Here is a 14,319-nt window from a genome sequence, read left to right as displayed (position 1 = left end):
CCGAACGGCGAACGCGGCCATGCGCGCCGCATCCTGCGATGACTGCTGTTTCGCCCGCACGATTGTGCTCCCCTTGGCGGCGAGAGAAACACAACCAAAAGGCGATCACAAGACGCCAACTCTCAAAATGGGACACTCATCGCATAGCGATAAATTTCTCCATTTGCACCAGGCGCGAGAATCTAGCCGCCCTCGAGCGTTTCAACCAGAAAGCTCAGGAAAACCCGGACCTTGGCCGCCATGTGCCGGCGAGAGGGATAGACCGCGAAGATCGAGGTCTCGTCCGCCGACCAGTCGTCCAACGCGGTCGCCAGCCGGCCGCCGTCCAGGTCTTCGCGGACGTAGAGCCGCGGAATCAGGCTGACGCCCAGCCCCGCCCGCAGCGCATCGCGCACCGCCAGGCTGGAGCCGACGCTGTAGCGGCCGACGACCGGGACACGGACGGACCGGCCGCCCCGAGCGAAGGTCCAGGCGTCGGCATGGCCGGAATGGCTGAACCGGATGCAATTGTGGTCCGCCAGGTCGGTCGGAGTCTTCGGCGCGCCGACCCGCTCGAAATAGGCCGGCGAGGCGCAGAGGACGTGGTCCATGACCATCAGCTTGCGCGCCACCAGACTGGAGTCCTCGAGCGCGTCGCTGCCCCGGATGGCCAGGTCGTAGCCATCGCGGACGATGTCCACGCGCCGGTCGTCGAGATGCAGATCCAGGCTCAGCTTCGGATAGCGCTGCAGGAACTCCGGAATGGCGCTCGACAGCCCGACCAGGGTGAAGGAGAGCGGCGCGCTGACCCGCAGCACGCCCGAGGCCTCGTCGTGCAGCGCGCCGAGCGACGCGCTCGCGTCCTCCAGATCGTCCAGGACGCCGGCGATCCGCTCGTAATAGGTCGCGCCGGCCTCGGTCAGGCTCATGCGGCGGGTGGTGCGGTTCAGCAGCCGGGCCGACACATGCGCCTCGAGCTCGCCGATGTTCTTGCTCACCGCCGCCGGCGACAGGGACAGGCGACGCGCGGCCTCCGCGAAGCTGCCGAGTTCGACGACGCGGCGAAACACCTTCAGGGCGGTCAGCTGATCCATATTCAACACTATTGGTGAAGAGTGATGTCACGATAGCCAGAATTATCATTCCGAAGGCAACCAATAAGTTGACCCTGTTCGCGGGGCGGGACTGGCCCGCCCCCGCCTTCAGGAACGCCAGCCATGACCGTCATCGCCCAAGATCGCCCCACGGTCCTTCCCGCCAATCCGGCGCTCGTGAGAGCCATCGAACGCCGCATCTCGGCCAGCCTGTTCTCGTCGTCGCGGACGGTGTCGGACGCCGAGATCCATGAACTGGTCCGCCTGGCCACCCGCGCCCCGACCGCCTTCAACCTGCAGAACTGGCGCTTCATCGCCGTGCGCAGCGCCGAGGCCAAGGCCCGCCTGCGCGCGTTGGCCTGGGATCAGCCCAAGATCACCGAGGCCCCGGTCACCTTCATCATCGTCGGCGCCCAGCCCCGGACCAAGGCCATCGCCGAGCGTGTCCGCCCCTCGATCGAGGCCGGCTTCATGCCCGCGCACATGGCCCAGGGCTGGACCGACTTCGCCGACGCCTTCTACGCCCAGCATCCCCAGGTCGCCCGGGACGAGGCCATCCGGTCGGCCACCCTGGGCGCCGCGACCCTGATGTTCGCCGCCGAGGCCCTGGGCCTGGCCTCGGGTCCGATGTCCGGCTTCGACCCCGAAGGCGTCGCCGAGGCTTTCGGGCTCGCCGACGACGAGCGCGCCGTCCTGCTGGTCGCGGTCGGTCACGCCGCGCCGGGCAACTGGCCGCAGAAGCCGCGCCGGCCTGTCGCCGACGTCCTGAGCCACGCCTAGGGAGCGCGATCCGATGACCTCCGCCCCGCCGGCCTCGACCGCCCGTCTCGACCTCCTGCTCACCGCCGTCGCGCCCGCGATCTGGGGCAGCACCTATGTGGTCGCCACCCAGATGCTGCCGGCGGACCATCCGCTGACCGTGGCCATGCTCCGCGCCCTGCCCGCCGGACTGCTGCTGCTGCTGATCGTACGTCGCCTGCCCTGGGGCGCCTGGTGGTGGCGGACCCTGGTCCTCGGCGCCCTGAACTTCTCGATCTTCTGGGCCCTGCTGTTCGTCGCGGCCTACCGCCTGCCGGGCGGAGTGGCGGCGACGGTGGGCGCGATCCAGCCGCTGATCGTCCTGTTCCTGGCGCAGATGGTGCTCGGCTCGCCGATCCGGGCCATGTCGGTGCTCGCGGCCCTCGGCGGGGCGGCCGGGGTGGCCCTGCTGGTCCTGACGTCGTCGGCGAGCCTCGACCCGATCGGGATCGCGGCCGGCCTGGGCGGGACGGTGTCGATGGCCCTCGGCACGGTCCTGACCCGCCGCTGGCAGCCGCCCGTCTCGCCCCTGACGTTCACGGCGTGGCAGCTGACCGCCGGCGGCCTGCTGCTGTTGCCCGTCGCGCTGCTGATCGAACCGCCCCTGCCCGCGCTGACTCTGACCAACCTGGCCGGCCTGGCCTATCTCGGACTGATCGGCGCGGCCCTGACCTATATCCTCTGGTTCCGCGGCGTGGCGCGACTGGAGCCGGGCGTGGTCTCCTCCCTGGGCTTCCTCAGCCCGGTCACGGCGGTCCTGCTCGGCTGGCTCCTGCTGGGCCAGAACCTGACCCCGCCGCAGATCCTCGGCATGGCGGTGGTGCTCGGCAGCGTCTGGCTCGCCCAACGTCGCCCCAAGACCGCGACGTCCAAGCCGAAGACCGCCTGACGACGCATGGGGCTTGCCGCCCTCGCGATATAGTGACACGAATAGTGTCAATAATATCGGGAGGCGGCCATGAAGCTCTGGAAATGGGTGGGCGCGATCGCGCTCGTGCTGATCGGAGGATTGGCGCTGGCCGCCGCCAACCGCACCACCCTGCTGGCCTGGGTCGCCCGCGCCCAGATGCCGCCGGTCGAGGAGAACCGGTCCGTCGCCTGGGCCCAGGGCCCGGCCGCCGCGCCCGCCGCCGCCCGGCCGCCGAACATCGTCTTCATCCTGGTCGACGACCTGGGCTTCAACGATATCAGCTTCAACGGCGGCGGCGTCGCCGACGGCGCCGTCCAGACCCCCAACATCGACTCGATCGGCCGGGGCGGCGTCGCCTTCACCAACGGCTACGCCGGCAACGCCACCTGCGCCCCGTCCCGCGCGGCGATCATGACCGGCCGCTACCCGACCCGTTTCGGCTTCGAGTTCACGCCAGCCCCGGTCGCCTTCCAGCGCATGGTCGGCACCGAGTCCGAGCCCGGCGCGCCGGTCGAGCCGAAATTCTTCGCCGACCGCATCAAGGACATGCCGCCCGGCAGCACCGCCCGGACGCCCGCCGCCGTCAACGAGCTGAGCATGCCGGCGAGCGAGATTACCGTCGCCGAGGTGCTGAAGGCCTCGGGCTACCACACCATCCACCTCGGCAAGTGGCATCTGGGCGGCAAGAGCGGCTCCCGGCCCGAGGACCAGGGCTTCGACGAGAGCCTGGGCTTCATCGCCGGCGGCTCGATGTACCTGCCCGAGAAGGACCCCGACGTGGTCAACGTCAAACAGCCGTGGGACGCCATCGACCGCTTCCTGTGGCCGAACCTGCCCTATGCCGTGCAGCACAACGGCTCGGCGCCGTTCCAGCCGCGCGGCTACATGACCGACTATCTGGCCGACGAAGCCGTCAAGGCGATCAAGGCCAACCGCAACCGGCCCTTCTTCCTCTACTTCGCGCCCAACGCCATCCATACGCCGCTGCAGGCGACGCGGCGGGACTACGACGCCGTGTCGGGAATCGCCGACCATCGCACGCGGGTCTACGGGGCGATGACCAAGAACCTGGACGACAACATCGGCAAGATCCTGCGCGCCCTTCAGGAGGAAGGCCTGGCCGAGAACACCCTGGTGATCTTCACCAGCGACAACGGCGGCGCCGGCTACGTCGGCCTGCCCGACGTCAACCGGCCCTACCGCGGCTTCAAGTCGACCTTCTTCGAGGGCGGGGTCCACTCGCCCTTCTTCATGCGCTGGCCGGCGGCGATCCAGGCGGGCACGCGCTATCCCTACCCTGTCGGCCACATCGACATCTTCGCCACCGCGGCGGCGGCGGCCGGCGCCAAGCCGCCGAGCGACCGCGAGATCGACGGCGTCGACCTGCTGCCCCACGTCCTGGGCCGCACGCCCGGCCGGCCGCACCAGACGCTGTTCTGGCGCTCGGGCCAGTACGAGGCCGTCCGCGAAGGCGACTGGAAGCTCCAGGTCAACGGCGCGCGGAACAAGGTCTGGCTCTACGACCTGGCCGCCGACCCGGCCGAGCGGCGCGATCTCTCGGCCCAGCAGCCCGAGCGGGTCAAGGCCATGAAGGCCCTGCTCGCCCAGCAGAACGCGCGCAGCGTCAAGCCGCTCTGGCCGTCGCTGCTGCAGGGGCCGGTGTATGTCGACAAGCCCGGCGGCGTTCCGCACAAGGCCACGGACGAATACGTGCTCTGGGACAACTAGGTGACCACCGCTTCGCGCCCGATCTTCGCCCTCGCCGCCGCGGCCCTGCTCCTGGCGGCCTGCGGGGACAAGCCCGCGGCGGCCGTCGCGAAGGCCTGCCTGATCCCGCCGGCTTCAAGCGCCGCGCCGGCGACGACCGGCATGGTCCTGGTCAAGGGCGGCCGGTTCGCGATGGGCGCGCGGCCGATGCTGCCCGAGGAGGGACCGCCGGCCGAGACGACGGTCGGCGACTTCTGGATCGACCGCACCGAGGTGACCAACGCCGACTTCGCCCGCTTCGTGAAGGCGACCGGCTATGTGACCCTGGCCGAACGCCCGCTCGACCCCAGGCTCTACCCCGACCTGCCGCCCCAGGCGCTGAGACCTTCGGCCCTGGTGTTCGTCGGAGCGGCCGATGTCGGCGACGGCGATCCCTCACGCTGGTGGCGGGTGGTCGAGGGCGCGAACTGGCGTCGTCCGCTAGGGCCCGGCAGCTCGATCGCGGGCAAGGAGACCCAGCCCGTCGTCCAGATCGCCTGGGAGGACGCCATGGCCTACGCCCGCTGGCTGGGCCGCGACCTGCCGACCGAGGCAGAGTGGGAGTACGCCGCCCAGGGCGGCAAGGCGGCGACGCGCTACGTCTGGGGCGACGCGCCGCTCGATCCCGACAAGCCTCAGGCCAACGTCTGGCAAGGCGCCTTCCCCGGGCTGGACACCGGCGGGGACGGCTATCGCGCCCAGACGGCGCCGGTGGGCTGCTTCCCGGCCAACGGCTTCGGCCTGCACGACATGGCCGGCAACGTCTGGGAATGGACGCGCGACGCCTACGCCGAGCGGAGCCGCGCGCCCGAAACGGCCCCCGAAACGGCCGACGAGCCGCGCGACCCCAACCCGCGCGCCCATGTCATCAAGGGCGGATCGTTCCTGTGCGCGCCGAACTACTGCTACCGCTACCGCCCCGCCGCCCGGCAGCCGGGACCGGTCGACGGGGGCGAGAACCACATCGGCTTCCGCACGGTGCTGAGGATCACGCCGTCCGGCGCGTGATCATGCCGTCGATCACCTCGACAATCTGGTCCGGCGCGTCCTCCTGCAGGAAATGGCCGCCGGGCAGCGTGACGTGCGGCTGGCCCTTGGCGCCGGCGACGCGGGCCTGGAACAGCGCCTCCCCGCCGCGGGTGATCGGATCGCCGTCGCTGAAGGCGGTCAGGAAGGGTTTCTCGAACCGCTCCAGGACCTGCCAGGCCGCCTGGTTCTCGGCCACCGAGCCATGCTCCGGCGTGACCGGCACCAGGGCGGGAAACTGCCGCGCGCCTTCCTTGTAGCTCTCGTCCGGATAGGGCGCGTCGTAGGCGGCGATTTCCTCGGGCGACAGGTCGCGGGCGCTGCCGCCGTTGATGATCATGCCGATCGGCATCTGCGGAACGGTCTGGCTGAAGTTGAGCCAGGCCTGGAACCCGTCGGTCATGCCGCCGCCGATCGGGAGGCCGGTGTTGGCGACCGCCACGCCTGCGAACCGCTCCGGATAGGCCGCGACCAGGCGCAGTCCGATCAACCCGCCCCAATCCTGGCAGAACAGGGTGACGCCCCTCAGGTCCAGCGCCTCCAGCCAGGCGCTCATCCAGGCCACATGGCGCTCGTAGGTGTAGTCGTTGCGGTCCGCGGGCTTGTCCGAACGGCCGAAGCCGATGAGGTCGGGCGCGATCACCCGGCGGCCGCGGCCGGCCAGCCAGCCGATCACCCTCCGGTACAGATAGCCCCAGGACGGCTCGCCGTGCATCAGCAGCACGACCTCGCCGTCGCGCGGCCCCTCGTCGACATAGTGGAGCCGCAGGTCCGTCCCGTCCGGGTCGCGCAGGTCGAGATAGTGCGGCGCGTAGGGCCAGTCCTTCAGGCCCGAGAACCGGTCGTCCGGCGTCCGCAGGATTTTCATCACCCCTCCCCTTTCGCAATCAGCGCTGGCCTTGTCGAAATATAGTGACATTATGCGTGTCATTATATCGGACGCCGGTCAAGGCGTCGGGGGACGGGAGGCGACGGGATGCGCAGGTGGAGGATCGGGCTGGCGATCGCGGCGATCGTCCTCGTGGCGGGCGGAGCGCTCTGGCTGGCCCGCGGGACGATCGCGACGGCGATGATGGAGCGGCTCTACGCCAAGGCCATGGCGCCCGATCCGTTCGACGACCTGCCCGACGGCCTGCACGTCGGCCTGTGCGGCTCCGGCTCGCCGATGCCCGACCCGATGCGCACGGGCCCCTGCACCGCGGTGCTGGCCGGCAAGCAGCTGTTCGTGATCGACGCCGGCGCCGGCTCGACCAAGAATCTCAGCCTGATGGACATGCCGCCGGCCGAGGTGCAGGCGATCTTCCTGACCCACCTCCATTCCGACCACATCGACGGCCTGGGCGAGCTGATGCTGCAGCGCTGGGCCGGCGGCGGCCGATCCTCGCCCCTGCCCGTCCATGGCCCCGTCGGCGTCGACAAGGTCGTGCAGGGCTTCATGCAGGCCTACGAGATCGACCGCGGCTTCCGGATCGCCCACCACGGCGAGGCGGTCGTCCGGCCAACGGGCTTCGGCGGAACGGCCGCGGCGTTCGACTTCCCCGCCGACGGCGCCAACCTGCTGCTGGTCAGCACGCCGGACCTCAAGGTCGTCGCCTTCCCGGTGCGACACGCGCCGGCGGAACCCTCGGTCGGCTACCGTTTCGACTACAAGGGCCGCAGCGTGGTGGTCAGCGGCGACACCGCCCCGTCGGAGCGACTGGAGAGCGTCGCCAAGGGCGCCGATCTGCTGGTGCATGAGGCCCTGTCGCCGAAGCTGGTGGCCATGCAGACCCGAGCGGCGAAGGCCAACGGACGCGCCAACCTGGCCGCCATCACCCGCGATATCCTGTCCTACCACACCGCCCCGGAAGACGCGGCGCGGATCGCCCAACGGGCCGGGGTCCGCTACCTGCTGTTCACTCACATCATCCCGCCCCTGCCGGTCGAGGCGCTGGAGGGCCCGTTCCTGGGCGACTCCCGGAAGATCTTCCGCGGACCGATCCGCGTCGGGCGCGACGGGGACGTGATCAGCCTGCCGGCCGGCTCGACAGACACGAAATACGGCAACCGGCTGATGCGGTTCCGCTGACTGCGCACTATTGTCGCACCCTCCGTCGCCGCTTGTCAGGGATGGAGGCTAGGGAGAACCGCTTGAGCCAGTCCAGCGCGGAGCAGACGGACGTCGCCGACGGGCGACGGCGACGGGGACAGGACAACCGCGCCCGGATTGTCGCCGCGATGCTCGACCTCATCCGCGGCGGCGACGTCTCGCCGAGCGCCGAACAGGTCGCCCAGCAGGCCGATGTGGGACTACGCACGGTCTTCCGGCACTTCGCCGACATGGACAGCCTCTATCGGGAGATGTCCGAGGTCATCGAAGCCGAGATGCGCGCGATGGCCGCTCAGCCCTTCCAGGCCACGGACCGCCGGGGCCGCGTCATCGAACTGGTCGCCCGCCGTGGCGCGGTGTTCGAACGGGTCGCCCCGTTCAAGCGTGCGTCCGAGGTCCTGCGTCACCGTTCGCGGTTCCTGCAGACCGACGGCGACCGTCTGGTCGCCGCCCTGCGTGAAATCCTGGAGCGCGAACTGCCGGCCGAGGTCGCCGAGGACCGGCTGCGCCTCGAGGTCCTCGACCTGCTGCTGGGCTGGGAAAGCTGGGCGCGCCTGCGATTCGTCCAGAACCTGACGGCGGCCGAAACCCGAAGGGTTCTCGAAGCGGCCGTCGACCGGCTGCTGCCCTAGTTTCATCCTCCGCAGCGGGACGAACTGATGCGCCGGCGCCACGGCGCGCGGTATCCTGTCCTATGTCATCGACCCGTGGTGGCGCGCCGGCAGGCTGACCTCCATATGGGGCTCATCCCCATGGACAGTCTCTCGCTTCATTCGCTTTCCGAGTTCCTCCGCGAAAACCAGGCCTGGGCCGGGGTCGTCCTCGGCGCCATCACCTTCCTGGAATCGCTGGTGCTGATCGGCGCCTTCGTGCCGGCGACGGCGCTGATGGTGCTGGCCGGGGGCCTGATCGCGGCGGGCGTGGTCGATCCCATCACCGTCATCGCCTGGTGTTCCGCCGGCGCCATCGCGGGCGACGCCGTGTCCTACGCCCTGGGCCGACGCATGGGGCCCGGCGCGCTGCGCCACCCCTTCCTTCGCCCCCACCGGCGCAAGGTCGCCCGCACCCGGCTGTTCGTACGTCGCTACGGCGCCGCCTCGATCTTCATCGGCCGTTTCTTCGGACCGCTGCGGGCCTTCGCGCCGCTGGCGGCAGGCATCCTGCGGATGTCGCACCGCCGGTTCCAGGTGGCCAACGTCGTCTCGGCGCTGATCTGGGTCCCGGTGATGCTGATCCCCGGCTATCTGGGCACGAAGGCGCTGACCGAACTGGAGCGCCTCAGCGAGGCCGAGGGCCTGACCATCGCCCTGCTGGGCGGCGGCGGCCTGCTGATCCTGACCTTCCTCGGCTGGCGGCTGCTGACCCGGGAGACCCCGCCCAGCTGGGCGCCGTGGCTGAGCCTTCGCCGCCGCTGACGCGCGGGAAAACTTGCGATTGACTCGCAAATAAGCCTGGAGCTACCGTTGCGAATAGTTCGCAACAGGAGTCTCCCGTGCGCCGTACCGCCTCCGCCTCCCCCTCCGCGGCGCAGTGCCCCGCCTGTCCGACGCCGGGCGAGATGCTGCTGATCGCGGGCCTTCGCGGCTGGGTGCAGCTGCGCAGCGCCGGCGAGGCGCCGCACGGCGTCATCGGCCGCGCCATGAGCCGCAAGACCTCGGCGCGGGCGGCGGCCCTGTTCGTCGCCTGGCTGGAGACGGTCGAGGCGGCGGGCCGGCGGCCGATCCAGGTGCAATGCCCCAACTGCGGCGGCATCTCCAACGACGAGCAGCGGCTGATCGTGGCCTGCGGCCTGGCGACCAGCGCCTTCGACGTCGGCCTCGAACTGCTGGAGCCGATGCTGATCGACGGCGAGTCGGCGATGGTGCTGGCTCGGTCGCTCAACCTAGCCCTGGCCGACTGCGGCTGGCGCCTGCCCGCGCGGCTCGGACGGCCGGCCGTCGGCCATCCGTCCCCGCAGCGGACGCTGCACTGAGCCTCAGCGCCAGGCGGCGTCGCCGGTGGTCCCAAGCTGCGCCAGCAGCGTCATCAGCGTCAGGCCATAGCGGAACGCCTCCGGATGGGTGGTGTAGTCGGCCGTGTGGACCCCGCCCTCGCCCAGGCCGTCCTTGGCCACGCCCAGCCCGAAATAGAGCGCCTGATAGTGGGGCGTGTAGTAGGCGAAGTCTTCGGAGAACATGCCGCGCGACGGCGTCGTGTCGACCTTGCCCGGGAAGGCCTTGGTCAGGGACGGCAGCAGCGCGCCGAAGAGGGCCGGGTCATTGCGGGTCGGCGGCGAGGCCTGGCGCAGGCTCCACTCCGCCTTCAGGCCTTGGGCGGCGCTGACGGCGTTGATCCGCGCGACGATGACGTCCTGCAGGGCCGGACCGTCCTTGGGCGCCTTGGTCAGGTCCTCGAAGGCCCGGATGGTGCCTGACAGCTCGGCCTTAGGCGGAATGACGTTGGAGGCCCCGGAGTCGGCGACGAAGCGGGTGACCGAAACCACCATCGGCCGGTTGGCCTGGTCGATCCGCCGCGCCGGCAGGGTCGAGATCTCCTCGGCCACCTTCATCGCGCCCAGGATCACGTCGTCGCCGTCCTGCGGCGCGGCGGCGTGCGAGCCGCGCCCCGTCAGGGTCAGGTTGAAGTAGTTGCTGCCGGCCAGCGTGTCCCCGGGCGAGATGGTGATCGTCCCCACCGGCAGTCCCGGCGCGACATGCTGGGCGAAGATCTTCTGGACCCCGAGCTTGTCGAGCACGCCGTCGCGGACGATGTCGTCGGCGCCGCCGGCCACTTCCTCTGCGGGCTGGAACACGAAGACCAGCTTGCCGCTGAACCGGGCCTTGTTCTCCTGCGCCAGAGCCGCGGCGGCCAACAGGATGGCGGCGTGGACGTCATGGCCGCAGGTGTGCATCACCCCGGGGATCTCGGAGCGCGGTGAATGCCCTTCCGGCTCGACCGCGCCGGCGGCCAGCGGCCGGGCGTCCATCTCCGCGCGCAGGGCGACCACCGGGCCTGGCCGACCAGTGTCCAGCACGGCGATGACCGCGGTCGGCGCCGAGGGCGAGGCGACGAACTGGGTGTAGCCCAGGGCCTTGAGGCGCGAGACCAGATAGTCGTGCGCCTTGAACTCCTTCTTCCCGAGCTCGGGATTGCGGTGGAGGAATTGATAGGCCTCGCGCGCCACCGGCAGGGCCTTGTCGACGGCCGCCGCCCGATCCCCGGCCAGGACCTCGCCGCCCGTCCCGATCGCCAGGGCCAGTCCCAAGGCCGCGCCCAGATATTTCCGCATCGCCCGCTCCGTCACGCTACTCGCCGCCTCCGATACGCCGCGTCGCCGTGGGAGCAAAGGCCGCAGGCCTGTGAACCCGCCGTCCCTTCTCAGCGCGCCCGGCGTCGGTTACTGCCGCGATAGGCCGACTCCGTCGCTTTCCGGGACCTCTTCAGCATGCGTATCCACTTCATCGGCATCGCCGGCGCCGGAATGAGCGCGGTCGCCCTGATGATGCGCGACGCCGGCCATGTGGTCAGCGGTTCCGACGAGGACGCCTTCCCGCCGATCAGCACTTACCTGGAGACGCTGGGCATCCCCTTCGCCCGCACCTTCGCGGCCGAGAACGTCACCAAAGACGTCGATCTGATCGTGCTCGGCGGCAGCGCCCGACTGCACGCTGGCGACAACGCCGAGGTCGAGGAGGCCCGACGCCGCGGCCTGCGCATGGTCGGCTTTCCCCATCTGCTGGCCGAACAGACCCGGGGCCGGGAGTGCACCATCGTCGCCGGCAGCTTCGGCAAGTCGACCTGCACCGCCCTGCTCTCGCACATCCTGCGCCAGGCCGGGCGCGACCCGGGCTACATGATCGGGGCCATCCCCTCCGGCGGCGCGCCGACCGGAGCCTGGGGCGCCGGCGACATGATCATCGAGGGCGACGAGTATGTCGTCAGCCAGGACGACCGGCGCAGCAAGTTCATGCTCTACACCCCGGCGCACCTGCTGCTGACCTCGTTGGTCCATGACCACCTGAACGTCTTCCCGACCTTCGAGCGCTACGAGGCGCCGTTCCGGGAGCTGTTGCGCATGACCCCAGCCGACGGGACCGTGCTGCTGAAGGACTCCCCGTCCCTGCGCGCCATCGCCCAGGAGTTCGCCGGAACGCCGGTCTGGTACGACGACCAGCCCTGCGACGGCTGGTACAGCGAGGACGTCGTCTTCGGCGAGACCAGCACCTTCACCCTGGTCGCCCCGGACGGCCGGCGCATCCCGCTGGAAACCGTCCTGCTGGGCGTCCACAACATCGAGAACCTGGTCGGGGTCGGCGCCTATCTGCTCGAGCGCGGCCTGGTCTCCGAGGACGAGCTGCGCGCGGGGGTCGCCTCGTTCCAGGGCATCCGCCGCCGGCTCGACCGTCTGACCGTCGCCTCGAAGATTCCAGTGATCGAGGGCTTCGGCTCCTCCTACGAGAAGGCCCGGTCGGCCATCGAGGCGGTGCAGCTGCACTTCCCCGAGCGGCGGCTGATCGTCGTGTTCGAGCCCCACACCTTCAGCTGGCGCAACCGCGACGGGCTGGCCTGGTACGACACCGTGTTCGAGGGCGTCGACCGGGTGATCGTGATCCCGCCGCCCGAGACCGGCGCCGGCAGCCACGCCCAGCTGACCCATCAGGACATCCTGGACCGGATCGCCGCCGCCGGGGTCACCGCCTGGGGCGCGACGACGCCGTCGGAGGCCGAGAGCCTGCTCACCGATCTGGCCGGCGACGAAGTGCTGCTGCTGCTGTCGTCGGGCCCCCTGCTCGGCCTGCCGGCCACCCTGCCGCCGCTGTTCGACCGCCTCTACGGCTGAGGCGCGAAGCTTCCGCTGCAGATGCCGGGGTTGGGAGTCATCGACAGGCGCAGATCGCCAGCCTGGAGGTCCTTCCACAAGGGCTCGACGGCGCGCAGCCGCCCCTGCTGGAAATCCTGCTGGGTCAGCAGGCGCTCGGCGCAGCTCTCGCCGTAGCGTCCCGCCAGCTCCCACTCGCCGCTCCGGCTGACGGCGAAGGCGTACAGGCCGCCGTCGGCCCAGAGGAGCACCTCCGGCCGCGCGTCGCCGTCCAGGTCTAGGACTGCGGCGTCGCATCGACCGGGGCCTGTCAGACACCCCGGCAAGACGCCCCTCATCTGGCTGATCCTGGCCGCGCGGAAGCTCTCCGGCAGTTGCGCCCCCGCCGGCCATACTTCGATCCGGCCGGTCACGTCCCGCACCGACAGCTGCGGCCGCTCCCATTGCGGCTTCCGCTCGAGCGCTTCGACGGCCCGGCGGCCGGCCTCGCCCCCGCCGGCCTTCAGGGTCTGCAGCGCCCGCCTGCCATAGACCTCGCCGCCATGCCGCAGGAAGTCGTAGTCGAACCTCTCCGCCGTGACCCTGCCCGTCTTCAGCCGCGCCATCTGGTCGTTCACCGACAGCTTGGCCGGATCGGCCAGCGGGCTCAGCACGGCGAGCAGCACCGCCAGGCCGACGAAGGCGGCGGCGATGTTGGTGACCTCGACCCGCCGCATCCACCGCCCCAGCCGGATCGCCGCCCAGGCGTAGCCCACGGCGTAGACCCCGCCGACGAGGGCGAGCGCCGCCCCGACCACCCGGTCCGGAGTCAGGCCGTGCTGCGCGATCCGCAGCCACAGCGCATAGGCCGCCAACCCGACCAGCGGCGCCAGCAGCAGGCCGCCCAACCGCCCCGCGAGGCGCAGGGGCAGCGGGACGATCCCGTCCGGCTCGCCGTCCTGGTAGGCGGCGTTGATCAGGACGATCATCACCGCCGCCGCCCCCAGGAGGAACGCGGCGGCGCTGCGGGTCTTCCACAGGGGGTCCAGCCCCGTGAACGGCAGCGCGGCCAGGAAGGCGGCGGCCAGCAGGGCCAGCACCGGCAGCAGCCAGGCCAGCAGCGTCAGCACCACGGTCCGGACGCCGCGGATCAGTCCGCTCCGCACGTCCGTCAGATGGACGGCGGCCGCGAACATCGTCGCGGTCGCGGGCAGGACGAACCAGGACTTGCCGATCAGCTCTGAGACGAAGCGGACGCCGATCAGGTCGAAGAGGCCCGCGCCGAGCAGCAGCACGCCCCAGAAGACGCCGACGAAGGCGGCCGACAGGACGATCTGCACGCCGTGCTTCCAGGCGACGTCGAAGTAGCGCGGATAGCGGGCGATCAGCCGCCGCTCGGCGTCGCCGCCCTCGACCAGATGGTGGGCGACGAACAGGCCGGCGGCGACGAACAGCAGGATGCCGCCCGAATACCCGAAGCCCGACGCAGGCTCCGCACGCCGCACCGCATCATAGAGGCCGATCCCGGCCAGCACTGCGGCCGCGAACAGCCCCCAGACCGCCAGCGACCGTCGCTGCAGGGTCGTGAGACCGCCCAGAAGGACGAAGGGCGTCAGGGCGACCGCCATGAACAGAGCGCCGAAGAGCCCGACCTCGGTCGAAGGCCAGGCGTGGTGCTTCTCCGCCTCGGTGAGGCCCCACAGCGCAAGGCCCTGGACGAAGCCGATCGCGATCCGGATCGCGCCAACCCGCCTGGCGTCGCCCGTCGAGAGCGTCGCGGCTTCGCTCATGATTTCAGTCCTCCCCCGGGAACCTGAACCTTATCCTGTGGCGTTTCTCTGACAATCGCCGCCGGGCGTCCCGAACGCTTTGCGGTTTGCAGCGCGGCGTGGCAGGGTCC

General features: G+C 70.6%; 13 protein-coding genes. 9 read left to right on the top strand and 4 right to left on the bottom strand.

Features of this window, described 5'->3' with window-relative positions; translation table 11 throughout:
* Nucleotides 1-182: 182 nt before the first annotated feature.
* Nucleotides 183-1,073, bottom strand: a complete 891-nt coding sequence (locus tag CSW64_RS08260; RefSeq protein WP_099621662.1) for a LysR family transcriptional regulator — start codon at nt 1,071-1,073, stop codon at nt 183-185.
* Between the two features lie 123 nt (nt 1,074-1,196).
* Here CSW64_RS08260 and CSW64_RS08255 point away from each other — a divergent pair, with 123 nt between their 5' ends.
* The 4 genes from CSW64_RS08255 (at nt 1,197) to CSW64_RS08240 (ending at nt 5,535) form a co-directional block, all read left to right on the top strand.
* Nucleotides 1,197-1,853 (top strand): nitroreductase family protein, encoded by a 657-nt coding sequence (locus CSW64_RS08255; RefSeq protein WP_099621661.1) that lies wholly within the window; start codon nt 1,197-1,199, stop codon nt 1,851-1,853.
* Between the two features lie 13 nt (nt 1,854-1,866).
* A complete protein-coding gene (locus CSW64_RS08250; protein ID WP_099621660.1) occupies nt 1,867-2,760 on the top strand; it encodes an EamA family transporter in 894 nt (297 codons plus the stop codon).
* A gap of 69 nt (nt 2,761-2,829) precedes the next feature.
* A complete protein-coding gene (locus CSW64_RS08245; protein WP_099621659.1) occupies nt 2,830-4,509 on the top strand; it encodes a sulfatase-like hydrolase/transferase in 1,680 nt (559 codons plus the stop codon).
* Nucleotides 4,510-5,535, top strand: coding sequence for a formylglycine-generating enzyme family protein (locus CSW64_RS08240; protein ID WP_245863869.1), 1,026 nt, complete (start codon nt 4,510-4,512; stop codon nt 5,533-5,535). It abuts the gene before it with no gap.
* On the opposite strand, the gene CSW64_RS08235 is transcribed toward CSW64_RS08240, so the two are convergent.
* Nucleotides 5,516-6,421 carry a haloalkane dehalogenase gene (locus tag CSW64_RS08235; RefSeq protein ID WP_099621658.1) on the bottom strand — a complete coding sequence of 302 codons (906 nt, stop codon included), beginning with the start codon at nt 6,419-6,421 and terminating at the stop codon, nt 5,516-5,518. The two genes, CSW64_RS08240 and CSW64_RS08235, sit on opposite strands and share 20 nt — an antisense overlap.
* 108 nt (nt 6,422-6,529) lie before the next feature.
* Here CSW64_RS08235 and CSW64_RS08230 point away from each other — a divergent pair, with 108 nt between their 5' ends.
* The 4 genes from CSW64_RS08230 to CSW64_RS08215 all read left to right on the top strand — a co-directional run bounded on the left by CSW64_RS08230 (nt 6,530) and on the right by CSW64_RS08215 (nt 9,614).
* Entirely contained in the window at nt 6,530-7,621 is a 1,092-nt protein-coding gene (locus CSW64_RS08230) for an MBL fold metallo-hydrolase (protein WP_099621657.1), read from the top strand.
* Nucleotides 7,622-7,683: 62 nt separating this feature from the next.
* Nucleotides 7,684-8,274 (top strand): TetR/AcrR family transcriptional regulator, encoded by a 591-nt coding sequence (locus CSW64_RS08225; protein ID WP_245863868.1) that lies wholly within the window; start codon nt 7,684-7,686, stop codon nt 8,272-8,274.
* A gap of 120 nt (nt 8,275-8,394) precedes the next feature.
* On the top strand, nt 8,395-9,057 hold the full coding sequence (locus CSW64_RS08220; RefSeq protein ID WP_099621655.1) for a DedA family protein: 663 nt from the start codon (nt 8,395-8,397) through the stop codon (nt 9,055-9,057).
* A gap of 77 nt (nt 9,058-9,134) precedes the next feature.
* Complete coding sequence (locus CSW64_RS08215) at nt 9,135-9,614, top strand: hypothetical protein (RefSeq protein WP_245863867.1); 480 nt, start codon at nt 9,135-9,137, stop codon at nt 9,612-9,614.
* A gap of 3 nt (nt 9,615-9,617) precedes the next feature.
* On the opposite strand, the gene CSW64_RS08210 is transcribed toward CSW64_RS08215, so the two are convergent.
* Nucleotides 9,618-10,910, bottom strand: coding sequence for a M20 metallopeptidase family protein (locus tag CSW64_RS08210; RefSeq protein ID WP_099621653.1), 1,293 nt, complete (start codon nt 10,908-10,910; stop codon nt 9,618-9,620).
* Between the two features lie 156 nt (nt 10,911-11,066).
* Between CSW64_RS08210 and CSW64_RS08205 the strand changes: the two genes are divergently transcribed.
* Nucleotides 11,067-12,461, top strand: a complete 1,395-nt coding sequence (locus CSW64_RS08205) for a Mur ligase domain-containing protein (protein ID WP_099621652.1) — start codon at nt 11,067-11,069, stop codon at nt 12,459-12,461.
* Here the strand turns inward: CSW64_RS08205 and CSW64_RS08200 are convergent.
* Nucleotides 12,452-14,209: a DUF4153 domain-containing protein gene (locus CSW64_RS08200; protein ID WP_099621651.1), complete on the bottom strand. Its 1,758-nt coding sequence runs from the start codon at nt 14,207-14,209 to the stop codon at nt 12,452-12,454. The two genes, CSW64_RS08205 and CSW64_RS08200, sit on opposite strands and share 10 nt — an antisense overlap.
* Nucleotides 14,210-14,319: the final 110 nt, after the last annotated feature.

The sequence above is a fragment of the Caulobacter mirabilis genome, from assembly GCF_002749615.1.
In the GTDB taxonomy this organism is placed as follows: Bacteria; Pseudomonadota; Alphaproteobacteria; order Caulobacterales; family Caulobacteraceae; genus Caulobacter; species Caulobacter mirabilis.
This window is presented reverse-complemented; position numbering and strand designations above follow the sequence as displayed.